The 24972-nt window shown below is 64.8% G+C and carries 24 protein-coding genes; 21 read left to right on the top strand and 3 right to left on the bottom strand.

Annotation, left to right across the window (positions count from 1 at the left end; all coding sequences use genetic code 11):
• The first annotated feature begins 81 nt into the window (after positions 1-81).
• From ACZ50Q_RS22505 to ACZ50Q_RS22485, 5 genes are all read left to right on the top strand, one after another.
• Positions 82-1578: an ABC transporter substrate-binding protein gene (locus ACZ50Q_RS22505; RefSeq protein ID WP_464079589.1), complete on the top strand. Its 1497-nt coding sequence runs from the start codon at positions 82-84 to the stop codon at positions 1576-1578.
• Positions 1579-1664: 86 nt separating this feature from the next.
• Entirely contained in the window at positions 1665-3464 is a 1800-nt protein-coding gene (locus ACZ50Q_RS22500; protein WP_464079588.1) for a gamma-glutamyltransferase family protein, read from the top strand.
• Positions 3465-3659: 195 nt separating this feature from the next.
• Positions 3660-4634, top strand: coding sequence for a diacylglycerol/lipid kinase family protein (locus ACZ50Q_RS22495; RefSeq protein ID WP_464079587.1), 975 nt, complete (start codon positions 3660-3662; stop codon positions 4632-4634).
• Positions 4631-5428, top strand: a complete 798-nt coding sequence (locus tag ACZ50Q_RS22490; RefSeq protein ID WP_076519283.1) for a metallophosphoesterase family protein — start codon at positions 4631-4633, stop codon at positions 5426-5428. Before ACZ50Q_RS22495 ends, ACZ50Q_RS22490 begins: the two co-directional genes overlap by 4 nt.
• A 40-nt stretch (positions 5429-5468) precedes the next feature.
• Positions 5469-6236: a phosphatase PAP2 family protein gene (locus tag ACZ50Q_RS22485; RefSeq protein ID WP_464079586.1), complete on the top strand. Its 768-nt coding sequence runs from the start codon at positions 5469-5471 to the stop codon at positions 6234-6236.
• On the opposite strand, the gene ACZ50Q_RS22480 is transcribed toward ACZ50Q_RS22485, so the two are convergent.
• From ACZ50Q_RS22480 to ACZ50Q_RS22470, 3 genes are read right to left on the bottom strand one after another with little or no spacing between them, the layout of a single operon-like run.
• Entirely contained in the window at positions 6207-6641 is a 435-nt protein-coding gene (locus ACZ50Q_RS22480) for an NAD(P)-binding domain-containing protein (RefSeq protein WP_464082030.1), read from the bottom strand. The two genes, ACZ50Q_RS22485 and ACZ50Q_RS22480, sit on opposite strands and share 30 nt — an antisense overlap.
• Complete coding sequence (locus ACZ50Q_RS22475; protein ID WP_076519286.1) at positions 6638-7081, bottom strand: PaaI family thioesterase; 444 nt, start codon at positions 7079-7081, stop codon at positions 6638-6640. The genes ACZ50Q_RS22480 and ACZ50Q_RS22475 overlap by 4 nt, the downstream gene beginning before the upstream one ends.
• Complete coding sequence (locus ACZ50Q_RS22470) at positions 7078-7692, bottom strand: TetR/AcrR family transcriptional regulator (protein WP_464079585.1); 615 nt, start codon at positions 7690-7692, stop codon at positions 7078-7080. Before ACZ50Q_RS22470 ends, ACZ50Q_RS22475 begins: the two co-directional genes overlap by 4 nt.
• A gap of 456 nt (positions 7693-8148) precedes the next feature.
• On the opposite strand from ACZ50Q_RS22470, the gene ACZ50Q_RS22465 reads away from it, so the two are divergent.
• From ACZ50Q_RS22465 to ACZ50Q_RS22390, 16 genes are all read left to right on the top strand, one after another.
• On the top strand, positions 8149-9258 hold the full coding sequence (locus ACZ50Q_RS22465; RefSeq protein ID WP_076519288.1) for a porin: 1110 nt from the start codon (positions 8149-8151) through the stop codon (positions 9256-9258).
• Between the two features lie 291 nt (positions 9259-9549).
• Complete coding sequence (locus ACZ50Q_RS22460; RefSeq protein WP_006217959.1) at positions 9550-9909, top strand: NADH-quinone oxidoreductase subunit A; 360 nt, start codon at positions 9550-9552, stop codon at positions 9907-9909.
• 39 nt (positions 9910-9948) lie between these two features.
• A complete protein-coding gene (locus tag ACZ50Q_RS22455) occupies positions 9949-10425 on the top strand; it encodes a NuoB/complex I 20 kDa subunit family protein (RefSeq protein WP_006217960.1) in 477 nt (158 codons plus the stop codon).
• Positions 10426-10503: 78 nt separating this feature from the next.
• Complete coding sequence (locus ACZ50Q_RS22450; RefSeq protein WP_076519289.1) at positions 10504-11130, top strand: NADH-quinone oxidoreductase subunit C; 627 nt, start codon at positions 10504-10506, stop codon at positions 11128-11130.
• A 3-nt stretch (positions 11131-11133) separates the two neighbouring features.
• On the top strand, positions 11134-12390 hold the full coding sequence (locus tag ACZ50Q_RS22445; protein WP_076519290.1) for an NADH-quinone oxidoreductase subunit D: 1257 nt from the start codon (positions 11134-11136) through the stop codon (positions 12388-12390).
• Between the two features lie 47 nt (positions 12391-12437).
• Positions 12438-12932, top strand: coding sequence for an NADH-quinone oxidoreductase subunit NuoE (gene nuoE, locus ACZ50Q_RS22440; RefSeq protein WP_076519291.1), 495 nt, complete (start codon positions 12438-12440; stop codon positions 12930-12932).
• Entirely contained in the window at positions 12929-14296 is a 1368-nt protein-coding gene (gene nuoF / locus ACZ50Q_RS22435) for an NADH-quinone oxidoreductase subunit NuoF (RefSeq protein ID WP_092577661.1), read from the top strand. Before nuoE ends, nuoF begins: the two co-directional genes overlap by 4 nt.
• Before the next feature lie 15 nt (positions 14297-14311).
• Positions 14312-16639, top strand: coding sequence for an NADH-quinone oxidoreductase subunit NuoG (gene nuoG / locus ACZ50Q_RS22430; protein ID WP_464079584.1), 2328 nt, complete (start codon positions 14312-14314; stop codon positions 16637-16639).
• The gene (gene nuoH, locus ACZ50Q_RS22425; RefSeq protein WP_076519294.1) at positions 16639-17712 is read left to right on the top strand and encodes an NADH-quinone oxidoreductase subunit NuoH; all 1074 of its coding nucleotides are present in this window, start codon (positions 16639-16641) and stop codon (positions 17710-17712) included. Before nuoG ends, nuoH begins: the two co-directional genes overlap by 1 nt.
• Positions 17713-17733: 21 nt before the next feature.
• Positions 17734-18222, top strand: a complete 489-nt coding sequence (gene nuoI / locus ACZ50Q_RS22420; protein WP_092577664.1) for an NADH-quinone oxidoreductase subunit NuoI — start codon at positions 17734-17736, stop codon at positions 18220-18222.
• 17 nt (positions 18223-18239) lie between these two features.
• The gene (locus ACZ50Q_RS22415) at positions 18240-18893 is read left to right on the top strand and encodes an NADH-quinone oxidoreductase subunit J (RefSeq protein WP_076519295.1); all 654 of its coding nucleotides are present in this window, start codon (positions 18240-18242) and stop codon (positions 18891-18893) included.
• A complete protein-coding gene (nuoK, locus tag ACZ50Q_RS22410) occupies positions 18890-19198 on the top strand; it encodes an NADH-quinone oxidoreductase subunit NuoK (RefSeq protein ID WP_006217969.1) in 309 nt (102 codons plus the stop codon). Before ACZ50Q_RS22415 ends, nuoK begins: the two co-directional genes overlap by 4 nt.
• Positions 19199-19215: 17 nt before the next feature.
• Positions 19216-21261, top strand: coding sequence for an NADH-quinone oxidoreductase subunit L (gene nuoL / locus ACZ50Q_RS22405; protein WP_092577667.1), 2046 nt, complete (start codon positions 19216-19218; stop codon positions 21259-21261).
• A complete protein-coding gene (locus tag ACZ50Q_RS22400; protein WP_076519297.1) occupies positions 21258-22760 on the top strand; it encodes an NADH-quinone oxidoreductase subunit M in 1503 nt (500 codons plus the stop codon). Before nuoL ends, ACZ50Q_RS22400 begins: the two co-directional genes overlap by 4 nt.
• Positions 22761-22769: 9 nt before the next feature.
• Positions 22770-24254, top strand: a complete 1485-nt coding sequence (nuoN, locus tag ACZ50Q_RS22395) for an NADH-quinone oxidoreductase subunit NuoN (RefSeq protein ID WP_076519298.1) — start codon at positions 22770-22772, stop codon at positions 24252-24254.
• Between the two features lie 16 nt (positions 24255-24270).
• Positions 24271-24600: a DUF2818 family protein gene (locus tag ACZ50Q_RS22390; RefSeq protein WP_464079583.1), complete on the top strand. Its 330-nt coding sequence runs from the start codon at positions 24271-24273 to the stop codon at positions 24598-24600.
• The last annotated feature ends 372 nt before the right edge of the window (positions 24601-24972 follow it).

Raw genomic sequence — 24972 nt, 5'->3', positions numbered from 1 at the left:
GACCCCGGGGTCTGTCCTTCCCGCCAGGCGGTGCGCCGGCGCACGAAGCGACAGCCCTGTCGGAATCGACGGAGATCATTCATGCGTAAACTTTGCCTCGCCATGGCCATGGCGGGAATGCTGGCCACCGGATTGGCGCAGGCCCAGTCCACCTTGCGTATCGGGCTGCAGGACGACCCGGACGTGCTGGATCCGGCCCGCGCCCGCACGTTTGTCGGCCGCATCGTGTTCGCGTCGCTGTGCGACAAGCTGGTCGACATCACCCCCGACCTGAAGTTCGTGCCCCAGCTCGCGCAGTCCTGGACCGTCGGCCCGGACAAAAAGACGCTGACCTTCAAGCTGCGCACGGATGCCGTCTTCCATGACGGCACGCCCGTCAACGCCGCCGCCGTCAAGGCCAACCTGGACCGTGCCCGCACGCTGCCGGACAGCAACCGCAAGAGCGAGCTGGCCACCGTCGCCAGCGTGGACGCGCCGGATGACCAGACCGTGGTGCTGAACCTGTCGGAGCCGGACGCCTCCCTGCTGTCCCAACTGTCCGACCGCGCCGGCATGATGATTTCGCCCGCCAGCTTCGACAAGGATCCCGGCGGCAAGCCCGTGTGCTCGGGTCCGTACCAGTTCAAGGAACGCGTGCAGAACGACCGCATCGTGCTCGAGAAATTCCCCAAGTACTGGGACGCGGCCAATTACCACTTTGACCGCCTCGTCTACACGCCGATTCCGGACAACACCGTGCGCCTGAACAACCTGCGCGCGGGCGACCTGGACATCATCGAGCGCGTGGCGCCCAGCGACGCCAAGGCCGTCAAAGACGATCCCAGCCTGCGTCTGGCGCCGGTGACCGGCCTGGGCTTCCAGTCCATCTCGGTGAACATCGCCAACGGCGCGCGCGCCGACCATCCGCTCGCCAAGGACAAGCGGGTCCGGCAGGCGCTGGATCTGGCCATCGACCGCGACGTGCTGAACCAGGTGATCGGCGAAGGCATGTTCCAGCCGGCGTACCAGCCGTTTCCGCCGGCCAGCTTCGCCTACAACAAGTCGTTCGACCGCGCGGGCCGCGATCCCAAAAAGGCGCAGGCCCTGCTGAAGGAGGCCGGCTATGACCGCGTCAAGTTCGAGATCACCTTCGGCAACAACACCACGATGCAGCAGGTCTTTGAACTGGTGCAGGCAATGGGCGCCGAAGCGGGCTTCGACATCACCCTGCGTCCCGTCGAGTTCGCCTCGCTGCAATCCTCGCTGGCGCGTGGCGACTTCCAGGTCGGCCAGAACGGCTGGTCCGGCCGTGTCGATCCCAGCGGCAATATCCACCAATACCTGAGCTGCAAGGGCAACCTGAACGACGGCAAGTTCTGCGACGCCGGCATCGACAAGCTGCTCAACGATGCCCGCGCCGAGGCCGACACCGCCAAGCGCCGCGCCATGTACGACCAGGTGCTGACCGCGATGCAGGACCAGCGTCCCATCATCTATCTGTTCTACCTGCCCTGGACGTTCGGCGTGCAGAGCAAGGTGGAAGGATTTGTGCCCTATCCCGACGGCCTGATCCGCCTCAAGGGCGTATCCAGGAAGTAAAGCCCCAGGCCCGCAGATGCGGGCCTCTTCACGCGCGGCGCACATTGCAGGTGTCTGACACCCACCCGCCCACAACAGGACCCACCATGTTTACGACTCGCCCGGAAATCCTCGGCACCTTCGGTGTCGTGACGTCCACCCATTGGCTGGCCAGTTCGGCCGGCATGTCGCTGCTGGAGCGCGGCGGCAATGCGTTCGATGCCTGCGTCGCCTCGGCGTTCGTGCTGCAGGTCGTCGAACCCCACCTCGTGGGGCCGGCCGGCGAAGTGCCGGCCGTCTTCTATTCCGCGCGCACCCGCAAGGTCGAGGTGCTGTGCGGGCAGGGCACGACGCCCGCCGCCGCCACGCTCGAGCGCTACCGCGCCGAAGGCCTCAAGCTCATTCCCGGCAACGGCCTGCTGGCCACCGTGATTCCGGGCGCCTTCGACGCCTGGATGCTGCTGCTGCGCGACCACGGCACGCTGCGCGTGCGCGACGTGCTAGAACCCGCCATCTACTATGCCGAGCACGGTCACGCCCTGATGCCGCGCATCTCCAACACCATCGCCGGCCTGAAGGACTTCTTCCAGACGCACTGGCCCACGACCGCCCAGGTGTACGTGCCGGGCGGCCAGGTGCCGCAGGCCCGCAAGCTGTTCCGCAATCCGGCGCTCGCCCGCACCTGGACCCGCGTGCTGCAAGCGGCCGAAGCCGCCGGCGCCGACCGTGAACGCCAGATCGAGGCCGCGCGCGACGCGTTCTACCGCGGCTTCATCGCCGAAGAAATAGACCGTTTCGCCCGCAACACCGACGTCATGGACGAAAGCGGCACGACCCACCGCGGCGTCATCACGGCCGACGACCTGGCCGGCTGGTCCGCCAGCTACGACACGCCGCTCACCTACGACTACCACGGCTACACGGTGGCCAAGGCGGGCGCCTGGAGCCAGGGCCCCGTGTTCCTGCAGACGCTCGCCATCCTGAAGGACATGGACCTGGCCGGCGTCAGCCCCACCAGCGCCGAGTTCATCCACCGCGTCACCGAGGCCATGAAGCTCGCCTTTGCGGACCGCGAAGCCTATTACGGCGATCCGGCCTTCATCGACGTGCCGCTGGACCATCTGCTTTCGGATGCCTACAGCGCCGAACGCCGCAAGCTGATCGGCGAGACCGCATCGCGCGACCTGCTGCCGGGCCGGGTGCCCGGCTTCGAGGCCCAGGTGGCCCGCGTCATGGACACGCTCGAACGCCTGTCGCCGGTGACCGCGCCGGGCAGCGCCACCAACGAGCCGACGCTCGCCGACATGCGCGCCTCGGCCAAGCGCGGCGACACCACGCATGTGGACGTCATCGACCGCTGGGGCAACATGATCTCGGCGACGCCTTCGGGCGGCTGGTTCCAGTCCTCGCCCGTCATTCCGGCGCTTGGTTTCGGCCTCAACACCCGCGCCCAGATGTTCTGGCTGGAAGAGGGCTTGCCGGGCACGCTTGCGCCGGGCAAGCGTCCGCGCACCACGCTGACCCCGTCGCTGGCGCTGCGCGACGGCGTGCCTTATCTGGCGTTCGGCACGCCGGGCGGCGACCAGCAGGAACAGTGGCAGCTGCTGTTCTTCCTGCGTCACGTGCACCATGGCCTGAACCTGCAGGAAGCCATCGACCTGCCCATGTCGCACACCATGCATTTCCCCACGTCCTTCTATCCCCGGGACCGCAAGCCGGGACACCTGGCGCTGGAGGCCAGCTTCGGCGCCGAGGTGATCGAGGCGCTGCGCCGCCGCGGGCACCAGATCGAGGAAGTGCCGGAATGGTCGGTGGGGCGGCTGACCGCGGCCTCGCGCGATCCCGACGGCCTGCTGCACGCGGCGGCCACGCCGCGCCTGATGCAGGCCTACGCGGTCGGGCGCTGAAGGGGCGGCTCACGGCTGCTCACGGCGGCGGACGGCGGCCCACGGCGGCCCACGGCGGCCCATGGCGGCGCGCGGCGATTCATCGGGACTTGAGGCGTCTTGTAGTGTCTTGTGGCGTTTTGTGGCGCCTTTCGGCATCTTTTGGGATGTTTTGGCGTCTTGCGGCGGCTTACCCGCATAGGGTATGTTTGTGGCATGACGCCATCCGAGCAGAGCCTGGCTACAGCGGCTCGACCCCTCACGGGAACAGAACCTCTTTTCATCGTCCTCAACACCGGATCGGGGCGCGGCGACGCGCAGGTCCTGCAGGACACCATCCGGCGCATCCTCGACGAGGCCGGGCGGCGATACGACCTGATGTCGGTGGACGATCCGTCGCGCCTGACTGACGTCGCGCGGCAGGCGGTCAAACGCGCGCAGGACGAGCAGGGCGTCGTCATCGCCGCGGGCGGCGACGGCACGCTCAACGCCGTCGCGGCCACGGTCCTGGGGCAGGGCGTGCCCTTCGGCATCCTGCCGCAGGGCACCTTCAACTATTTCGGCCGCACCTACGGCATCTCGCAGGAGACCGAAGTCGCCCTGCGCGGCTTTCTGAAAGGCCGCATCCAGCCGGTGCAGGTCGGCCTGCTCAACGGCCGGCCGTTCCTCGTCAACGCCAGCCTCGGCCTGTATCCGCAACTGCTCGAAGACCGCGAAGCCTACAAGCAACGCTACGGCCGCAGGCGCTGGGTCGCCCTGTGGTCGGGCCTGGTCACGCTGATGCGCGAACCGCGCCAGCTCAGCCTGCAGCTCGAGTTCGAGGGCAAGGCGCGCAGCCTGCGGTCGCCAACGCTCGTGGTGGGCAACAACAAGCTGCAGCTCGAGCACGTCGGCATCGACAACGAAGAGCTCGACCACAACCGGCTGGTCGCCATGGCCGCGCGCCCCGTGGGCACGCTTGCCCTGTACGGTCTGTTGCTGCGCGGCCTGCTCAGCCGGCTGGGCGAGGCCGAGCATGTCATCAGTTTCGCCTTCGACACTATGACGGTGCGCGTGCGCGGGCGCCGGCGGGTCAAGGTCGCGATGGACGGCGAGATCTCCTGGATGGACACGCCGCTCGAATTCAAGGTGGCGGACGATCGCCTGCCCCTGGTGGTGCCGACGGACGCCGAGTACCTGGACCGCTCATGACGCGGATCCTGCATCTGTCAGACACGCATTTCGGCACTGAGCGCAAAGCGGTCGTCGAGGCCGTGCTGGACGTGGCCCGGCAGGTGTCGCCGGACCTGGTCGTGCTGAGCGGCGACATTACCCAGCGCGCCCGGCGTGCCCAGTTCGCCGCCGCGCGCCGATTCATCGAACGCCTGTCACTGCCCGTGCTGGCGGTGCCCGGCAATCATGACATCCCGCTGTTCAACGTCTTCGCGCGGGTGCTCAACCCCTACGGCAATTACAAGCGCGCGCTGGGCCCGATCCTCGAACCCGTGTTCGAAAGCCCCGGCGTGCTGGCCATCGGCGTGAACACCACGCGGCCCAGGCGCCACAAGGACGGCGAAATCTCCGACGCCCAGATCGCCCGCGTCGCCCAGCGGCTGCGCCAGGCCCGTCCCGGGCAGTTGCGCATCGTCGTGGCGCACCATCCCGTGCGGGCGAAGGTGGAATCGGACCTGTCCAATCTCCTGATCGGCCGCGAGCGCGCGCTCGCCGCGTGGGCGCAGGCCGGTGTCGACCTCGTGCTGGGCGGTCACATACACTTGCCCTACGTGTTGCCGCTGACGGCATCGTCGGGGCCGGCGGGCTGGATCGTCCAGGCCGGCACCGCCTGTTCGCAGCGTGTCCGGGGCAGCGTGCCCAATTCGGTGGGCCTGATCACCCGGTCGGTCGAAGACGGCCAGCAGGTCTGCCACGTCGAGCGGTGGGACTATGCGGCCGGCGCAAGCGCCTTCGCACCCGTCGACAAAACGCTGGTCACGCTGGTGCAGTAAGCGCGCACTTCGCGCATTTTTTCAATTTGATGGCGTACTCATGACCGATGTCTATGCGGCATGGGCCGCGGCCCATGCCCTCCAATTGTTTGTCGCGCTGCCGCTCGTGGCCGGCGCTGTGGCGCTGCTGTTCATGCGCTGGCACGCCCGGCTGTCCGCCGGCGGCCGCAGCGCGCTCTTCGCCGCCACGGCCCTGGCAGCGTTCGGGACGTTTCTGGCGTTGGCCGTGGCCGTCGACAGCCGCGGGACGATCGTTGCCTTCGACAGCGCGCTGGCCGACGCGCTGAGCATGTCCATGTCTACGTCGATGCTGTGGCTGCTGTCCTGGATTACCTATCTGGGCGACCGCAACCTGCTCACGGTCTTCAGCGTGCTGATGACGCTGGGCCTGCTCTGGCGCGGGATGTGGCAGCTTGCGCTCTTCTGCGCCATCACAACCGGCCTGGGCGGGGCGCTCAACTGGCTGCTCAAGCACACCTTCGAACGCGTGCGGCCGGAACACGACCACGGCTACGCGATGGCAAGCGGCTGGAGTTTCCCCAGCGGTCATTCCTCGGCCGCCATGGCCGTGTACGGAACGGCCTGCTACCTGATGTGGCGGCTGGCCCCGCCCGCGTGGCGCATGCCCTGCGTGGCCGGCATGACCGCGCTCATCGTGGCGATCGGCCTGAGCCGCATCCTGCTGCAGGTGCATTTTGCGAGCGATGTGGTCGCCGGGCTGGCGGTGAGCCTGGGGTGGCTGGTGCTGTGCGTGGCGGCCTGCGAACGGCTGCACGTGTCAGGGGCGGCGGTTCAGCGCGTCCAGTAGGCGCGACCCGGCCCGGTCGTCGGCATCGGTCGGCAACGGCGCGCTCGTGTAGCGCCCGCCCGCGCGGGCGATGGCCCGGTCGAGTTGCCGCATCCGGTCGTCGGGCGGCGGGTCCAGATCGATGATCAGCTTGCCGGCGATGGGCGCCGTCACCTGGCCGTCGCTGAACCGCTCCAGGGTGCGGTCGATCTCGCGTTCCCGGGGCAGGGCCAGCACGATGGTGTCCGACTCCGCCAGCGCCTCGCGCGCCGACGTCGCCAGCGTCGCGTTGCCGCGGAACGCCTCGCAGCGCGCCGCTTTGACATCGTAGAGCGTCAACGCAATGTCGGGATCGGTGGCCAGCAACTGCCGCGCCGCCCGCGTGCCGATGCTGCCCATGCCGACGATGCTGACGCGCCGGCTCATGGCTTGGGCACCGACCACGTGCTCACGATATGGGCAAGCGGCTCATCCGAGCCATCGCCCGTCAGCACGACTTCCCCCGCGGACAGCCGGCCCACCTTCAGCAGGCGGGCATGGGCATGGATGGCGCCCGCCGGACTCTTGCGCAGGAAATTGATGGTCAGGCTGGCCGTGACGGCGTGGGCCTGGCCGGTCGCGCCCACCACGGCCGCATACATGGCCAGGTCGGCAAGTCCCATCAGCATGGGCCCGGCGACGATGCCTCCCAGTCGCTGGTGCGCGTCGCGCGCGGGCAGGACCGCGTGCGCCGTGCCGCGCCCGATATGGAGGACGTCGATGCCCAGCAGCATCGAGAACGGATGCTGTTCGGCCAGCAGTACATGAAAGTCGGCCAGGCTGATCAGCGGCGCACGGGTGTCGGGGGGCAGGGCGGTTGCGGTCATCGTCGTTCCAGGGCGTGGCAATAGTTGTCCAGCAGCGGTTCGGCCTGCTGGCCCAGGGACTTGAGGCGTCGGGTGTGCAGCAGCAGCAACAGCCCCATCAGATACGTAAAGACGTTCATCTGCTCGGTTTGCACGGCTTCCGCCTCCCAGGCCTTCGTGCGCGCCAGCGCATGCCCGAGCAGATCGATGCATTGCCGCAGCCGGGCATTGAGTTTCTCGTCCATGTCCCGGCCCAGTCCGCGCGGACCCAGCCCCTGGACCAGATACATTCCCAGCGAAAAGTCCGTGCGCCGTTCCGCGTAATAGCCAAAGAACGCGAGGATCGCGCCGCGCGCGGCCGTCTTGTCCTCATGCGCGGCGGCGGCCCGCTCCAGGTGCGCGTGCAACCGCTGCAACGACCCATCCAGCAATTCCCCATAGATCGCTTCCTTGCCCGCGAACCAGGGGTAAATGGCGCCCGTCGTGCAGCCGGCCTCCTTGGCGATCGCGCGGATCGTGGTCTTTTCCAGCCCATCGCGCTCGAAGACCCGCAAGGCGGCGTCCAGGATGATCTGCCTGCGCAGCGCACTCAGGCGTTCGTTGCGTTCGGCGCGCGGGGAGGGGATGGACATGGCGGTCTGGCTCGATTCGATGCCATCGATAATATCGACGATTTTTATTAATAACAACGTTATTCGCCCCGCCTGTGATTACGATGGTCTTCAGTGCCGGAGTCATCCCGGCCGCCTCCGATTTCCCTCGGACGGCAGCGGGAACCGTGAAGAAAGTCGCTTGACGAATGGGTTTTGGAATTGCCCGGAAAATTGGGGGCAGGGCCGAAAGTCGCATGGTTGCGCGCTCGGGCTGTTCGATAAGGGTAAGCCCTAGCGTTGCTCCGCCAGCATCAGTGGGATGTTGCAACTTCCCAACATGCCTGTCGCAAACCTGCACTTTTCTGATGCCGACCGTAGCCAGTCCCCCTGATTTTTGATGCAATAGCGTCAACTTCCCTTCGCGGAGTTAGGGGGGCGGCAGGCTGGTTTGCTGGATTGCTGCTCTTGTCACTCAAATCAACGGAGATTTCTTAAATGAAAAAGACTCTGCTCGCTGCCGCCCTGCTCGCCGGTTTCGCCGGTGTCGCCCAGGCAGAAACGTCTGTCACCCTGTACGGCATCATCGACACGGGCCTCGGCTACAACAAGATCAGCGGTGGTCCCGATGCCGTTAACGGCAGCCGCTTCGGCATGATCAACGGCGTCCAAAACGGTTCGCGCTGGGGTCTGCGTGGTTCGGAAGATCTGGGTGACGGCCTGCGCGCTGTTTTCCAACTGGAATCCGGCTTTGATTCGGGTAACGGCAAGTCGGCTCAAGGTGGCCGTCTGTTCGGTCGCCAAGCCACCGTCGGTCTGGCCAGCGACAGCTGGGGCCAACTGGACTTCGGCCGTCAAACCAACATCGCTTCGAAGTACTTCGGTTCGATCGACCCGTTCGGCGCTGGCTTCGGTCAAGCCAACATCGGCGTTTCGATGAGCGCTGCCAACACGCAACGCTACGACAACATGGTCATGTATCAGACCCCGTCGTTCAGCGGCTTCCAGTTTGGCGTTGGTTACTCGTTCAACGCTGACGACAACAACACCGCCCAAACCGGCTGGAAGACTGCCGACAACACCCGCGCCATCACGACCGGTCTGCGCTACGTCAACGGCCCGCTGAATGTCGCTCTGTCGTACGACCAACTGAACGCTTCGAACCGTCTGCCGACGGAAGCCACCGACGCCACCCCGCGTATGTACGCGATCGGCGCTTCGTATGACTTCGAAGTCGTGAAGCTGGCCCTGGCCTATGCTCGCACCACCGACGGCTGGTTCGCTGGCCAAGGCGTGAACACCGGCACGGGCTCCCTGAGCATCGGCACCAACATCTTCGCCGATGGCTTCAAGGCCAACTCGTACATGGTCGGCCTGTCCGCCCCGATCGGCGGCGCAAGCAAGCTGTTCGGTTCGTGGCAAATGGTTGACCCCAGCAACGACCGTATCAACGGTGCTGAGACGATGAACGTCTTCTCGCTGGGCTACACCTACGACCTGTCCAAGCGCACCAACCTGTACGCTTACGGTTCGTACGCCAAGAACTACGCCTTCGTGGAAGACATCAAGTCGACCGCCGTCGGCGTCGGTGTCCGTCACCGCTTCTAATCCAATGCAGGGCGCAAGCCCTGCCTGGATTTAAAGCTGACGCGAACGGGCTTCGGCCCGTTCGCATGAACCACCCATTGGGGTGGTTTTTTTTCGCCTGATGGTTGAATTCGGGCATACTGCGGCGACTTGTCTTTCAAGCCGTGTATCCTTCACAAGTGCTTGTGAAAGCTGCGATTGTTCCATTTGAGGAATGCAGTCTTTCGCCTGCTATTCAAGCTACAGAGTTCAGCCGGAAGTAACCGCGCGAATGCTACAATCCTAAGGTTTGCGCATTTGACGGACGCCTGAATGAACCTGCAACAGTATTTTCCCGTCCTGCTGTTTATCGTAGTGGCCACCCTTATCGGGTTCGCGCTTCTAACGGCCGGCTCCCTCCTTGGCCCGCGGCGTCCTTACGCTGAGAAGCTCTCGCCTTACGAGTGCGGCTTCGAAGCGTTTGAAGATGCTCGCATGAAGTTTGACGTGCGCTACTACCTCGTGGCGATCCTGTTCATTCTTTTCGACCTGGAAATCGCGTTCCTGTTCCCGTGGGCCATTGCCCAGGGCACTGTCGGGCTCGTCGGTTTCTGGACGGTCATGGTTTTCCTCGCCGTGTTGACCGTCGGCTTCATCTACGAATGGAAAAAGGGCGCGCTGGACTGGGAGTGACCTCCGGGTTCATTTCACAGCACGCTATCAGAGACGAATATGGCTATAGACGGCATTCTCAAGCAAGGCTTCATCACAACCAGCGCCGACAAGTTCCTGAACTGGGCGAAGACCGGTTCGATGTGGCCCATGACCTTCGGTCTGGCCTGTTGCGCGGTTGAGATGATGCACGCGGGCGCGGCCCGCTATGACCTGGACCAATTCGGCATCATCTTCCGGCCCAGTCCGCGTCAGTCCGATCTCATGATCGTGGCCGGCACGTTGTGCAACAAGATGGCGCCCGCGCTGCGCAAGGTCTACGACCAGATGCCCGAGCCGCGCTGGGTGGTTTCCATGGGCTCCTGTGCCAATGGCGGCGGCTACTACCACTACTCGTATTCGGTGGTCCGTGGCTGCGATCGCATCGTACCGGTAGACGTCTACGTGCCGGGCTGCCCGCCCACGGCCGAGGCGCTGGTCTACGGCTTGCTGCAGATGCAGAACAAGATCCGCCTGACCAACACGATTGCGCGCTGATGCTTCACGGGTTCGACGGCAGGCCCCGCCGCCTCGGACCCCGCGAAGCCAGCGTATCGGTTCACCTAAGCGTACAAGATGATGACCAGGCTCGAATCCCTGAAAAACAATTTGCAGACCACCCTCGGCGCGGACATCGCGCTGACCGAGGCGCTGGGCGAGCTGACGCTCGAAGTGCCCGCGGAGCAGTGGTTCTCCGTCTGCAACAAGCTGCGCACCGAAGCCGGCCTGCGCTTTGAAACCTGTATCGACCTTTGCGGCGTCGACTACCTGACCTGGGGCAACGGCACGCGCCAGCTCCCCGAGGAAGCCAACGTCCGGGTCCACCGTTCGCGTTATGCCGTCGTGGCGCACCTGCTCTCCATCGAGAACAACTGGCGCCTGCGCGTGCGCACGTGGGCACCTGACGACGAATTCCCGATGGTCGCCTCGCTGATGGAATGCTGGCCGGCCGTGGGCTGGTTCGAGCGCGAAGCCTTCGACCTGTACGGCATCGTCTTCGAAGGCCACCCCGACCTGCGCCGCATCCTCACGGACTACGGCTTCATCGGCCATCCTTTCCGCAAGGACTTCCCGCTGTCGGGCACCGTCGAAATGCGCTACGACCCCGAACAACGGCGCGTCATCTACCAGCCGGTCACGATCGATCCGCGCGAGATCACCCCGCGCGTGGTGCGCGAAGACACCTACGGCATGGGGCGTTGAATCATGGCAGACATCAAGAACTACACCCTGAACTTCGGTCCTCAACACCCGGCCGCGCACGGCGTGCTGCGCCTGGTGCTCGAGCTCGACGGCGAAGTCATCCAACGCGCCGACCCGCACATCGGCCTGCTGCACCGTGCCACCGAAAAGCTGGCCGAACACAAGACCTACATCCAGGCGCTGCCCTACATGGACCGCCTGGACTACGTGTCGATGATGTGCAATGAGCACGCCTACGTCATGGCCATCGAGAAGCTGCTGGGCATCGAAGCCCCGCTGCGTGCGCAGTACATCCGCGTGATGTTCGACGAAATCACGCGCCTCCTGAACCACCTGATGTCCCTGGGCTCGCACGCCCTGGACGTGGGCGCGATGGCGGTGTTCCTGTACGCCTTCCGCGAGCGCGAAGACCTGATGGACTGCTACGAAGCGGTCTCGGGCGCGCGCATGCACGCGGCCTACTACCGTCCGGGCGGCGTCTACCGCGACCTGCCGGATTCGATGCCGCAATACGGCGACACCAGCAAGTACCGCGGCGACAAGGAAATGCGCGCCATGAACGACGCGCGTTCGGGCTCGCTGCTGGACTTCATCGAAGACTTCACCAACCGCTTCCCGGCCTGCGTCGACGAGTACGAAACGCTGCTCACCGACAACCGCATCTGGAAGCAGCGCCTGGTCGGCATCGGCGTGGTCGATCCCGAGCGCGCCAAGGCGCTGGGCTTCACCGGCCCGATGCTGCGCGGTTCGGGCGTGGCCTGGGACCTGCGCAAGATGCAGCCCTACGAAGTCTACGATCTGCTCGATTTCGACATCCCCGTCGGCGTCAACGGCGATTGCTACGACCGCTATCTGGTCCGCGTCGCCGAGATGCGCCAGAGCAACCGCATCATCCGCCAGTGCGTGGAATGGCTGCGCAACAATCCCGGCCCGGTCATGATCGAGAACCACAAGATCGCCCCGCCGTCGCGCACCGCCATGAAGACCAACATGGAAGAGCTGATCCATCACTTCAAGCTCTTCACCGAAGGTTTCCACGTGCCTCCGGGCGAGGCGTACGCCTCGGTCGAGCATCCGAAGGGCGAATTCGGCATCTACCTGGTGTCCGACGGCGCCAACAAGCCTTACCGCCTGAAGATTCGGGCGCCTGGCTTCGTCCACCTGCAATCGCTGGATGAAATGTCGCGCGGCCACATGATCGCCGACGCCGTCACCATCATTGGCACGCAGGACATCGTTTTCGGCGAGATCGATCGCTGATCCGCCCAGACAGTCACGAGCACGCCCGCATAACCCGGATTCAAACTATGCTGCTTTCCGAACAGGCCTACCAGAAAATCGACCGTGAACTGGCCAAGTTCCCGGCCGACCAGCGGCAGTCCGCCATCATGGCCTCGCTTGCCATCGCGCAAGAAGAGAAGGGCTGGTTGGCTACCGAAATCATCGAAGATGTGGCCAAGTACATTGGCGTTCCGCCCATCGCGGTCCAGGAAGTCGCCACCTTCTACAACATGTTCGACGTCAAGCCCGTCGGCAAGAACAAGATCGCCGTCTGCACGAACCTGCCCTGTGCCTTGCGCGACGGCGACCGCGCCGGCGAATACCTCAAGCGCAAGCTGGGCGTCGACTACCGCGAGACGACTGCTGACGGCCAGTTCACCCTGGTCGAAGGCGAATGCATGGGCGCTTGCGGCGATTCCCCCGTGCTGATCGTGAACAACAAGCATATGTGCGTGCGCATGACCGACGAGAAGCTGGACGCGCTGGTCGCGGCCCTCAAGGTGCAAGGAGAGTCGGCATGAACGCGCCCGACCTGTACAAGCAGTTCGCCCAGGGGCTGGATCCCAACCCCCTGAACGATCTGTCCAATTCGATGTGCCTGCACGGCCGGCACCTCCAGCCGCAGATCATGGCCGACGTCGACGGCGCCAACTGGCGCCTGGAAGACTACGTCAAGCGCGGCGGCTACGAAGCCCTGAAGAAGATCCTCACCACCGGCATGAAGCCGGAAGACGTGATCGCCGAGGTCAAGGCCTCCGGCCTGCGCGGCCGCGGCGGCGCGGGCTTTCCGACCGGCCTGAAGTGGAGCTTCATGCCGCGCGCCTTCCCCGGCCAGAAGTACCTGGTCTGCAACTCCGACGAAGGCGAGCCCGGCACGTTCAAGGACCGCGACATCCTGCGCTTCAATCCGCACATCGTGATTGAAGGCATGGCCATCGCCGCCTACGCCATGGGCATCAGCGTCGGCTACAACTACATCCACGGCGAAATCTTCGAAGTCTACGAGCGCTTCGAGGAAGCCCTGGAAGAAGCGCGCGCCGCCGGCTTCCTGGGCGACCGCCTGTTCGGTTCGGACTTCAGCTTCCAGCTCCACGCGTTCCACGGTTACGGCGCCTACATCTGCGGCGAAGAAACCGCGCTGCTGGAATCCCTGGAAGGCAAGAAGGGCCAGCCGCGCTTCAAGCCGCCGTTCCCGGCCAGCTTTGGCCTGTACGGCAAGCCCACCACGATCAACAACACGGAAACGTTCGCGGCCGTGCCGTGGATCATCCGCAACGGCGGCCAGGCCTACCTGGAAGTCGGCAAGCCGAACAACGGCGGCACCAAGCTGTTCTCGATCACCGGCGACGTCGAGCGTCCCGGCAACTACGAGATCCCGCTGGGCACCCCGTTCTCGACCCTGCTGGAACTGGCGGGCGGCATGCGCGGCGGCAAGAAGCTCAAGGCCGTCATCCCCGGCGGCTCGAGCGCCCCGGTCCTGCCCGCCGACATCATGATGGCTTGCACGATGGACTATGACTCCATCGCCAAGGCCGGCTCGATGCTGGGTTCGGGCGCCGTCATCGTCATGGACGAGACGCGCTGCATGGTCAAGTCGCTGCTGCGGCTGTCTTACTTCTATTTCGAAGAAAGCTGCGGCCAGTGCACGCCGTGCCGTGAAGGCACCGGCTGGCTCTACCGCATGGTGCATCGCATCGAAAACGGTCAAGGCCGTCCGGAAGATCTGGAGCTGCTGGACAACGTGGCCGCGAACATCATGGGCCGCACCATCTGCGCCCTCGGTGACGCCGCCGCCATGCCCGTCCGTGGCTTCCTCAAGCATTTTCGCGACGAATTCGCGCACCACATCGAGCACAAGTCTTGTGTGGTCCCGCAATATCTGTAGGTCTCAGGAACAGCAATGGTTGAACTAACCGTCGACGGCAACAAGGTCGAAGTGCCCGAAGGCAGCATGGTCATGCATGCCGCCCAGAAAGTCGGGCTTTACGTGCCGCATTTCTGCTACCACAAGAAACTGTCCATCGCGGCCAACTGCCGGATGTGCCTGGTTGAAGTGGAAAAGGCGCCCAAGGCGCTGCCCGCCTGCGCCACGCCCGTGACCAACGGCATGGTCGTCCACACCTGCTCGGAGAAGGCTCGCGCCGCTCAGAAGTCGGTGATGGAATTCTTGCTCATCAATCACCCCCTCGACTGCCCGATCTGCGATCAGGGCGGCGAATGCCAGCTGCAGGATCTGGCCGTGGGCTACGGCGGATCCTCGTCGCGCTACCAGGAAGAAAAGCGCGTCGTGTTCCACAAGGACCTCGGCCCGCTCGTTTCCGCCGAGGAAATGTCCCGCTGCATCCACTGCACCCGCTGCGTGCGTTTCGGCCAGGAAATCGCCGGCGTCATGGAACTGGGCATGCTGGGCCGTGGCGAACACTCCGAGATCACCACCTTCGTGGGCCGCTCGATCGAGTCCGAACTGTCGGGCAACATGATCGACATCTGTCCGGTGGGCGCGCTGACCTCCAAGCCCTTCCGCTACAGCGCGCGCACCTGGGAACTGGCTCGCCGCCGTTCGGTCAGCCCGCACGACAGCCTGGGCGCCAACCTGGTGGTCCAGGTCAAGGGCGACCGCGTGATGCGCGTGGTGCCGTTCGAAGACGAAGCCGTCAACGAATGCTGGATCAGCGACCGCGACCGCTTCTCGTATGAAGGCCTGAACAGCGAAGACCGCCTGTCCGCCCCGATGATCAAGGGCGCCGATGGCAAGTGGCAGGAAGCCTCCTGGGCCGATGCCCTGCAGGCCGTGGCCCAGGGCCTGTCGCGCGTGCGTGACAGCTTCGGCGCCGGCCAGATCGGCGCGCTGGCCTCCGAGTACGCCACCACCGAGGAATACGCGCTGCTGGGCCGCCTGGTCCGCGCGCTGGGTTCCGAGAACATCGACTTCCGCCTGCGCCAGACCGATCCGGCCTTCGACGCCGCGCTGACTGGCGCGCCGTGGCTGGGCATGCCCATCGCCGAACTCGACAACCTGGACCGCGTCCTGGTCGTCGGCTCGTTCCTGCGCAAGGATCACCCGCTGATGGCCCAGCGCCTGCGCCAGGCCGCCAAGCGCGGCACGCAGGTCCTGATGGTCGACAGCGCCGCCGACGATCCCCTGCTGCCCGTGACCGCGCGCATCACCGTCGCGCCGTCCGAACTGGCGCGCGCGCTGGCTGAAGTGGCCGTCGCGCTGGCCCAGGCCAAGGAACAGGCCGTGCCGGCCGAATTCGCCTCGGTCACGCCGGGCGAAAACGCCAAGCTCATCGCCGCCAGCCTCGCGTCGGGCGCCAACACCGCCGTGCTGATGGGCAACCTGGCCGTCGCCAGCGCCCAGGCCACCACGCTGGCCGCCAACGGCCGCGCCGTGGCTGACCTGGCAGGCGGCAAGTTCGGCTTCCTGACCTCGGGCGGCAACACGGTCGGCGGTTACCTCGCCGGCGCCATCCCGGGCAAGGGCGGCAAGACCGCCGCCGCCATGCTGGCCGAACCGCTCAAGGCCTACGTGGTCCTGCACGCCGAGCCGCTGCTCGACGCCGACAACGGCCAGCAGGCCATCGCCGCGCTGCGCGGCGCGCAGTTCGCCGTCGCGCTCACGCCTTACCGTTCGGCCGCGGCCGAATGGGCCGACGTGATGCTGCCGGTGTCGCCGTTCACCGAAACCTCCGGCACCTTCGTCAACGCGCAAGGTCTTGCCCAGAGCTTCAAGGGCACGGTCACGCCGTTTGGCCAGACCCGTCCGGGCTGGAAGGTCCTGCGCGTGCTGGGCAACGTGCTGCACCTGGCGGGCTTTGACGACGAAACCTCCGAGTCCGTGCGCGACGCCGTGCTGGCCGGTGGCATCGAAGGCCGTCTTTCCAACGACATCAAGGCGCCGCTGGGCCTGGGCCAGGCGCTCACCGGCCTGGAGCGCGTCGCCGATGTGCCGATCTACCGCACCGACGCCATGGTGCGCCGTTCGGAACCGCTGCAGGCCTCGCCGGCTTCCAAGAAGCCCGCCGCCGCCATGAACGGCCGCACGCTCACCAGCCTGGGCCTGACGGCCGGCGTCAAGGTGCGCGTGTCGGGCGGGCAGGGCACCGTCGAACTGGAAACCGTGCAGGATGATGCCGTGGCCGATCGCGCCGTGCGCATTTCCGCAGCCTTCGAAACTACCGCTGCCCTGGGTGGCGCATTTGGTCAAATCAGCGTGGAGCGTGCCTGATGGAATGGCTCAATGTTCTTGAAAGCCACGGTCAGGCATTGCTGGGCCCGACGGTCTGGATGGTCCTCTGGACCCTCATCAAGATCGTGGTCATTGCCGTGCCCATCATCCTGTGCGTCGCCTACCTGACGTACTGGGAACGCAAGATGATCGGCGCCATGCACGTGCGCATGGGTCCGAACCGCGTCGGTTTCAAGGGGCTGCTGCAGCCTTTCGCCGACGTGTTCAAGCTGCTGACCAAGGAAGTCGTCGTTCCCAGCCAGGCCAACAAGGTGCTGTTCATCGTGGCCCCGGTGGTCACGCTGATGCCCGCGCTGGCCGCCTGGGCGGTCGTGCCATTCGGTCCGGACGTCGTGCTGGCCAACGTCAACGCCGGCCTGCTGTACATCATGGCCATCACGTCCATCGGCGTGTACGGCGTGATCGTCGCCGGCTGGGCCTCGAACTCCAAGTACGCGTTCCTGGGCGCGCTGCGCGCCTCGGCCCAGATGCTGTCGTATGAACTGGCCATCGGCTTCGTGCTGGTGACGGTGCTGCTGGTGTCGGGCAGCCTGAACATGTCCGAGATCGTGAACGTCCAGAACCGCGGCTGGTTTGCCGAGAAGGGCCTGACGTTCATGTCCTGGAACTGGCTGCCGCTGTTGCCGCTGTTCGTGATCTACGTGATCTCGGCCGTCGCGGAAACCAACCGCCACCCGTTCGACGTGGTGGAAGGCGAATCCGAAATCGTGGCCGGCCACATGGTCGAATACTCGGGCATGGCGTTCGCGCTGTTCTTCCTGGGCGAATACGCCAACATGATCCTGCTGTCGTGCATGGCATCGATCATGTTCCTGGGCGGTTGGGCTTCCCCGATCGATATCGCGCCGCTGACCTGGATTCCGGGTTGGATCTGGCTGGGTCTCAAGACGTTCGTCGTGGTCTCGTTGTTCGTGTGGTTCCGGGCCTCGTTCCCGCGCTACCGCTACGACCAGATCATGCGTTTGGGTTGGAAAATCTTCATCCCGCTGACCGGCGTCTGGCTGGTCGTGGTGGCGATCTGGATGCAGACGCCCTGGAACATTTGGCGCTAAGCCGCCAAGCAGAGGCACGATATGGAAGCGATCAAGGATTTCTTCGGCAGCCTGATGCTGACCGAGTTGCTCAAGGGCATGCGCCTGACGGGCAAGTATTTCTTCAAGCGCAAGGTCACCTTGCGCTACCCCCAGGAAAAGACCCCTGCGTCGCCGCGTTTCCGCGGCCTGCACGCGCTGCGCCGCTACCCCAACGGGGAAGAGCGCTGCATCGCGTGCAAGCTGTGCGAAGCCGTGTGTCCGGCGCTGGCGATCACGATCGAGTCGGACCAGCGCGAGGACGGCACCCGCCGCACGACGCGCTACGACATCGACCTGACCAAGTGCATTTTCTGCGGCTTCTGTGAGGAAAGCTGCCCCGTGGACTCCATCGTGGAAACCCATATCCACGAATACCACGGCGAAAAGCGCGGCGACCTGTATTTCACCAAAGACATGCTGCTCGCCGTGGGCGACCGCTACGAAGCCGACATCGCCCGCCGCCGGGCCGAAGACGCGCCTTACCGCTGAAGCCCAGGGTCCGATCCATGACTTTTACCACTGTCCTTTTCTACATACTGGCCGCCGTGCTGGTGATCGCGGCGTTCCGCGTGATCACCGCACGCAGCGCGGTCACCGCCGTTCTGCACCTGATCCTGGCGTTCGCCAACGCCGCCATGCTGTGGATGCTGCTGGGCGCGGAATTCCTGGCGCTGCTGCTGGTGCTGGTGTACGTGGGCGCCGTGATGGTGCTCTTCCTCTTCGTCGTGATGATGCTGGACATCCGCATGGACACCCTGCGCCAGGGCATGAAGACCTACCTGCCGCTCGGCCTGGTGATCGGCCTGGTGCTGGTGCTGGAAGTGTCCTTCGTGCTGGGCTCCATCTGGTACGGCTCCGGCCCCCAGGCGCAGCTCGCCAGCGACTACAACAACGCCCGCGCCCTGGGCGAGGCGATGTACACGCAGTACGTCTATGCCGTTGAAGTCGGCGCCGCGCTGCTGCTGGTCGGCATGGTCGCCGCGATTGCGCTGACCCTGCGCCGCCGCCGCGACGTGAAGTACAACGACCCGGTCGCCGCTGTCCGCGTGCGTTCGAAGGACCGCTTCCGCATGGTGAGCATGCCCGCCCAGAGCGAGCGCGCCCAGGCCAAGCGTGACGCTTCGAACGGCGTTGCCGCGCCCCAAGGAGAAAAAGAATGACGTTGACGCTGGCCCACTATCTGATCCTTGGCGCGATCCTGTTCGCCATCGGGATCTTCGGCATCTTCCTGAACCGCCGCAACCTGATCATTCTCCTGATGTCCATCGAGCTGGTGCTCCTGGCCGTCAACATGAACTTCGTGGCGTTCTCCAGCTGGTTCGGCGACACCGCCGGCCAGGTGTTCGTGTTCTTCATCCTGACCGTGGCCGCCGCTGAAGCGGCGATCGGCCTGGCCATCCTGGTGCTGCTGTTCCGCAACCTGAACACGATCAACGTTGACGAACTCGATCGCCTGAAGGGCTGACGGGGTATTGGAAGAAAATGTCTAGCTCACCCAATCTCTACCTGCTCATCGCGCTGGCGCCGCTGGCCGGAGCAATTCTCGCGGGCCTCTTCGGCACCGGGTTCCTTGGCCGTCCCATCGGTCGCCGCGCCTCGCACGTCATCACCATCCTGGGCGTGCTCATCTCCGCCATCGGTTCGGTGGTGGTGCTGGGCGACGTGCTGAACGGCCTGCGCTTCGACGGCGCGGTCTACACCTGGAGCCTCATCGGCCAGACCAAGCTGGAAATCGGCTTCCTGATCGATCCGCTCTCGGCCATGATGATGGTCGTGGTGACCTCCGTGTCGCTGATGGTGCACATCTACACCATCGGCTACATGGCCGACGATCCCGGCTACCAGCGCTTCTTCTCGTACATCTCGCTGTTCACGTTCTCCATGCTGATGCTGGTGATGTCGAACAACATGGTGCAGCTGTTCTTCGGCTGGGAAGCGGTGGGCCTGGTGTCGTACCTGCTGATCGGCTTCTGGTACACCCGTCCCACGGCTATCTTCGCCAACATGAAGGCGTTCCTGATCAACCGCGTCGGCGACTTCGGCTTCGTGCTGGGCATCGGCCTGTTGTTCGCCTACGCCGGCACCATGAACTACGGCGAAGTCTTCGCCCAGGCCGACAAGCTGGCCGGCATGACGCTGCCCGGTTCCGACTGGATGCTGCTGACCGTCGCATGTATTTGCCTGTTCATCGGCGCCATGGGTAAATCGGCCCAGGTTCCGCTGCACGCCTGGCTGCCCGACTCGATGGAAGGCCCGACCCCGATCTCCGCGCTGATCCACGCCGCCACCATGGTGACGGCCGGCATCTTCATGGTGGCGCGTTTCTCGCCCCTGTTCGAGCTGTCGGACACGGCGCTGTCGTTCATCATCGTGATCGGCGCCATCGGCGCGCTGTTCCTGGGCATCCTGGGCATCATCCAGAACGACATCAAGCGCGTCGTCGCGTACTCCACGTTGTCGCAGCTGGGCTACATGACCGTGGCGCTGGGCGCGTCGGCCTACTCGGTCGCGATCTTCCACCTGATGACGCACGCGTTCTTCAAGGCGCTGCTGTTCCTGGGCGCGGGTTCGGTCATCATCGGCATGCACCACGACCAGGACATCCGCAACATGGGCGGCCTGCGCAAGTACATGCCCATCACCTGGATCACCTTCCTGCTGGGCACGCTGGCCCTGGTCGGCACGCCGTTCTTCTCGGGTTTCTACTCGAAGGAAAACATCATCGAAGCCGCCGGCCACGCCAACGTGTGGGGCGCGAGCTTTGCCTACTACGCGGTGCTGATCGGCGTGTTCGTCACCTCGCTGTACTCGTTCCGCGTGTACTTCCTGGTCTTCCACGGCAAGGAACGCTTCGATACGTCCGACCATGGCCACGGCCATGACGCGCACGGCCACGGTCATGACGACCACGGCCACGACGACCACGGCCATGGCCACCACGGCGGCAAGCCGCACGAGTCGCCCTGGGTGGTCACGCTGCCGCTGGTGCTGCTGGCGATCCCGTCCGTGCTGATCGGCGCCTGGGCGGTCGACCCGATGGTCTTCGGCAAGTTCTTCGAAGGCACCATCAAGGTGCTGCCGCTGCAGCATCCGGCCATGCACGTGCTGAGCGAGGAATGGCACGGCTGGGTCGCCTACGGCCTGCATGCCTTCCAGACCCTGCCGTTCTGGCTGGTCGTGGCTGGCTTCGTCATCTCCTGGTACTGCTACCTGATCAATCCCAAGGTTCCGGCCGCCATCAAGTCCAGCCTGTCGGGCGTGAACAAGGTGCTCGAGAACAAGTACTACGTGGACTGGTTCAATGAGCAGGTGATCGCGCGCGGCTTGCGCTGCCTGGGCCGCGGCCTGTGGCAGACCGGCGATCGCGGCATCATCGACGGCATCCTGATCAACGGTAGCGCCCGCCTGGTGGGCTGGGTGGCAGCCATCAGCCGCCACCTGCAGTCCGGCTTCATCTATCACTATGCGTTCGCAATGATCATCGGCGTCATGGCGCTGGTGACTTTCTTTGTGCTGATTCCCCAATGATGGCAAGCGAGATGGCATCCAACACTTTTCCCTGGCTCACGCTTGCGATCTTTGTCCCGATCGTATTCGGCCTGCTGGTGCTGGCGGTGGGCCGCGACGATCGTCCCGGCCTGACCCGCGGCCTGTCGCTGGTCGGCTCGATCGCCGGCTTCCTGGTCACGATTCCGCTCTACACGGGTTTTGATTCCTCCACGGCTGCCATGCAGTTCGTCGAGAAGACCTCCTGGATCGAGGCCTTCAACGTCAACTACCACCTGGGCATCGACGGCATTTCGCTCTGGTTCGTGCTCCTGACCGCGTTCATCACCATCATCGTGGTGCTGGCCGGCTGGGAAGTCATCACCAGCCGTGTCGCGCAATACATGGCCGCCTTCCTGATCCTCTCGGGTCTGATGGTGGGCGTGTTCTGCGCGCTGGACGGCATGCTGTTCTACGTGTTCTTCGAAGCCACGCTGATCCCGATGTACATCATCATCGGCGTCTGGGGCGGACCGAACCGCGTGTATGCGGCGTTCAAGTTCTTCCTGTACACCCTGATGGGTTCGCTGCTGACGCTGGTGGCGTTCGTGTACCTCTGGAACGTCTCGGGCGGTTCGTTCGACATCCTGACCTGGCAGCAGACCAAGCTGGGCTACACCCCGCAGATCCTGATCTTCGTGGCGCTGCTGGCGGCCTTCGCGGTCAAGGTGCCGATGTGGCCGGTCCACACGTGGTTGCCCGACGCCCACGTCGAAGCGCCCACGGGCGGCTCCATCGTCCTGGCCGCGATCATGCTGAAGCTGGGCGCCTACGGCTTCCTGCGCTTCTCGCTGCCGATCGCGCCCGACGCCTCGCACAGCCTGGCCGGCCTGATGATCACGCTGTCGCTGATCGCCGTGATCTACATTGGCCTGGTCGCCATCGTGCAGGACGACATGAAGAAGCTGGTGGCCTATTCGTCGGTCGCGCACATGGGCTTCGTCACGCTGGGCTTCTTCATCTTCAACACGGCCGGCGTCGAAGGCGCCATCGTGCAGATGATCTCGCACGGCTTCGTGTCGGGCGCCATGTTCATGTGTATCGGCGTGCTCTATGACCGCATGCACTCGCGCCGCATCGCCGACTACGGCGGCGTGGTCAACGTGATGCCGCGCTTTGCCACGTTCTTCATCCTGTTCTCGATGGCCAACAGCGGCCTGCCGGCCACCAGCGGTTTCGTCGGCGAATTCATGGTGATCATGGGCGCGGTCCAGCACAATTTCTGGATTGGCCTCCTGGCAGCCACCGCCCTGATCCTGGGCGCGGCGTATTCGCTGTGGATGGTCAAGCGCGTCGTCCTGGGCGATGTCGCCAACGACCACGTGCGCGAGCTGACCGATATCAATCGCCGCGAATTCGTGATTCTTGGCGTGATGGCGATCGCCGTGTTGTACATGGGGATCTATCCCAAGCCCTTTACCGACGTGATGCACGTGTCGGTCGAGGCCCTGCTGCAACACGTTGCCGTCTCGAAACTGTAAGACAAGACAATGATGCAATCCCAAATCGATTTCGCCCTGGCGACACCGGAAATCCTTCTGCTGATTTTCGGCCTGGCTATCCTGCTCATCGACGCGGTCAGCAATCACCCCGAGCGCAAGCCGACGTTCCTGCTGACCATGCTTGCCCTGGGCGTGCTGACCGTCGTGTCCGCCGTGCAATGGAAGAACGGCGTGGCGGGTTCGACGTTCAACGGGCTGTACGTCACCGACGAGCTGTCGCATCTGCTGAAGATCGCCTCCTACGTCGCGGTCGCCGTGACGCTGATCTACGGCCGGGTCTATGCGCAGGTGCGCGACATGGTCAAGGGCGGTGAACTGTACGTTCTGACCCTGTTCGCGCTGCTGGGCCAGATGGTGATGATCTCCTCCGGGAACCTGATCTCCATCTACCTCGGGCTGGAACTGATGTCGCTGGCGCTGTACGCGCTGATCGCCCTGCGCCGCGACAACGTCGTGGCCACCGAAGCCGCCATGAAGTACTTCGTCCTGGGCGCGCTGGCCTCGGGCTTCCTGCTGTACGGCATGTCGATGATCTACGGCGCGACGGGTCACCTGGACCTGGCCGAGATCTCCAAGGTCATCGCCGCCGGCAAGGCCGAGAAGATGGCGCTGGTGTTCGGCATCGTGTTCCTGGTGTCGGGCCTGGCGTTCAAGCTGGGCGCCGTGCCTTTCCACATGTGGGTGCCTGACGTCTACCAGGGTTCGCCGACCGCCGTCACCCTGATCCTGGGCGGCGCGCCCAAGCTGGCCGCCTTCGCGATCACGCTGCGCCTGCTGGTGGACGGCCTGCACGGGCTGGCCGCCGACTGGCAGCCCATGCTCATGATCCTGGCCGTCCTGTCGCTGGCCATCGGCAACCTGACCGCCATCGCGCAGACGAACTTCAAGCGCATGCTGGCGTACTCGACCATCTCGCACATGGGCTTCGTACTGCTGGGCCTGATGTCGGGTTCGGTCGCGGGCAAGCCGGAACTGTCGTCCGCCGCCTACGGCGCGTCGCTGTTCTACATGCTGACCTACGTGCTGACCACGCTGGCCAGCTTCGGCATCGTGCTGCTGCTGTCGCGCCAAGGCTTCGAGTGCGAGCACATCGACGACCTGAAGGGCCTGAACCGCCGCAGCCCGTGGCATGCCGCCATCGTGCTGCTGCTGATGTTCTCGCTGGCCGGCATCCCGCCGCTGGTGGGCTTCTACGCCAAGCTGGCCGTGCTCCAGGCCCTGGTGAGCGCCGGTCATATTTCCCTGGCCGTGGTGGCGGTGCTGTTCTCCCTGATCGGCGCGTTCTACTACCTGCGCGTGGTCAAGGTCGTGTACTTCGACGAGCCGGCGGCCGACGCCGCGCCGATGGTGGCCACCGCTGGCCAGCGCGGCGTGCTGTCGATCAACGGCGCCCTGATCCTGGTGCTGGGCCTGCTGCCCGGCGGCCTGATGGCGCTGTGCGTGCAGGCCATCCGCTCGTCGCTGACCCTGTAAGGGACGGATCACAGCCATGAACCAGACGCTGGCGGTATGGCTGTTGATCGCGCTGGCGCTCGTCAGCGCGAACCTTCCCTTTCTGACCGAACGCGTGTTTGCCGTGCTGCCCTGGAAGCAGGGCGGCGCCACGGCGGTCAAGCCCTTCTGGGTCCGCCTGATCGAAGTCCTGGTTTTCTACGCGATCGTCGGCGCGCTGGGATTTGCGTTTGAATCCGCGCTGGGCAACCGCTTTGCCCAGACCTGGGAGTTCTACGCGATCACGCTCAGCCTGTACCTGGTGCTGGCCTATCCCGGGTTCGTGTACCGATATCTGTTCAAGCGGCACCCTCGCTTGCGCGTTTAAAGGCGCGGCAAGACCCCTAAACGCCCCGTCAGGGGCGTTTTTTCATTTGCGCATGAATAGCTGTGGCGCGTGCCTGGCGCGGCCTGTAGCGCGTTTTGGCGAGTCTGGCTGAAGGGCTGAGACGCCTATCCCTGGCTGCTACGAGCGGGGCCGTTCATGCGGGCCGGGGCGGGCCGAAGACGAGCGCTGCGCCCCGCGCGCGTTCGATCGCGGGCCCGCGATCCGCCCCCAAAAATCGGGCACTCTAAATCCTTCGAAAGTTCGCCCAGCAGTGTTGTTTTTTCATCTTTTGGATGAGGGGAATCGAATCATTCAGGTTTCATTCAGCCTCCCAGTTCAGAATCGCAAACGACAAAAAAACAAGAATCGTTG

The sequence above is a fragment of the Achromobacter sp. T5-5 genome, from assembly GCF_055397965.1.
The sequence above is the reverse complement of the archived record's forward strand: the minus strand, read 5'-3'. Positions and strand labels throughout refer to the sequence as shown.

Coding starts and splice junctions, on each gene's coding strand:
- ACZ50Q_RS22505 (WP_464079589.1), top strand. CDS start 82: ATGCGTAAACTTTGCCTCGCCATGGCCATGGCGGGAATGCTGGCCACC.
- ACZ50Q_RS22500 (WP_464079588.1), top strand. CDS start 1,665: ATGTTTACGACTCGCCCGGAAATCCTCGGCACCTTCGGTGTCGTGACG.
- ACZ50Q_RS22495 (WP_464079587.1), top strand. CDS start 3,660: ATGACGCCATCCGAGCAGAGCCTGGCTACAGCGGCTCGACCCCTCACG.
- ACZ50Q_RS22490 (WP_076519283.1), top strand. CDS start 4,631: ATGACGCGGATCCTGCATCTGTCAGACACGCATTTCGGCACTGAGCGC.
- ACZ50Q_RS22485 (WP_464079586.1), top strand. CDS start 5,469: ATGACCGATGTCTATGCGGCATGGGCCGCGGCCCATGCCCTCCAATTG.
- ACZ50Q_RS22480 (WP_464082030.1), bottom strand. CDS start 6,641: ATGAGCCGGCGCGTCAGCATCGTCGGCATGGGCAGCATCGGCACGCGG.
- ACZ50Q_RS22475 (WP_076519286.1), bottom strand. CDS start 7,081: ATGACCGCAACCGCCCTGCCCCCCGACACCCGTGCGCCGCTGATCAGC.
- ACZ50Q_RS22470 (WP_464079585.1), bottom strand. CDS start 7,692: ATGTCCATCCCCTCCCCGCGCGCCGAACGCAACGAACGCCTGAGTGCG.
- ACZ50Q_RS22465 (WP_076519288.1), top strand. CDS start 8,149: ATGAAAAAGACTCTGCTCGCTGCCGCCCTGCTCGCCGGTTTCGCCGGT.
- ACZ50Q_RS22460 (WP_006217959.1), top strand. CDS start 9,550: ATGAACCTGCAACAGTATTTTCCCGTCCTGCTGTTTATCGTAGTGGCC.
- ACZ50Q_RS22455 (WP_006217960.1), top strand. CDS start 9,949: ATGGCTATAGACGGCATTCTCAAGCAAGGCTTCATCACAACCAGCGCC.
- ACZ50Q_RS22450 (WP_076519289.1), top strand. CDS start 10,504: ATGATGACCAGGCTCGAATCCCTGAAAAACAATTTGCAGACCACCCTC.
- ACZ50Q_RS22445 (WP_076519290.1), top strand. CDS start 11,134: ATGGCAGACATCAAGAACTACACCCTGAACTTCGGTCCTCAACACCCG.
- nuoE (WP_076519291.1), top strand. CDS start 12,438: ATGCTGCTTTCCGAACAGGCCTACCAGAAAATCGACCGTGAACTGGCC.
- nuoF (WP_092577661.1), top strand. CDS start 12,929: ATGAACGCGCCCGACCTGTACAAGCAGTTCGCCCAGGGGCTGGATCCC.
- nuoG (WP_464079584.1), top strand. CDS start 14,312: ATGGTTGAACTAACCGTCGACGGCAACAAGGTCGAAGTGCCCGAAGGC.
- nuoH (WP_076519294.1), top strand. CDS start 16,639: ATGGAATGGCTCAATGTTCTTGAAAGCCACGGTCAGGCATTGCTGGGC.
- nuoI (WP_092577664.1), top strand. CDS start 17,734: ATGGAAGCGATCAAGGATTTCTTCGGCAGCCTGATGCTGACCGAGTTG.
- ACZ50Q_RS22415 (WP_076519295.1), top strand. CDS start 18,240: ATGACTTTTACCACTGTCCTTTTCTACATACTGGCCGCCGTGCTGGTG.
- nuoK (WP_006217969.1), top strand. CDS start 18,890: ATGACGTTGACGCTGGCCCACTATCTGATCCTTGGCGCGATCCTGTTC.
- nuoL (WP_092577667.1), top strand. CDS start 19,216: ATGTCTAGCTCACCCAATCTCTACCTGCTCATCGCGCTGGCGCCGCTG.
- ACZ50Q_RS22400 (WP_076519297.1), top strand. CDS start 21,258: ATGATGGCAAGCGAGATGGCATCCAACACTTTTCCCTGGCTCACGCTT.
- nuoN (WP_076519298.1), top strand. CDS start 22,770: ATGATGCAATCCCAAATCGATTTCGCCCTGGCGACACCGGAAATCCTT.
- ACZ50Q_RS22390 (WP_464079583.1), top strand. CDS start 24,271: ATGAACCAGACGCTGGCGGTATGGCTGTTGATCGCGCTGGCGCTCGTC.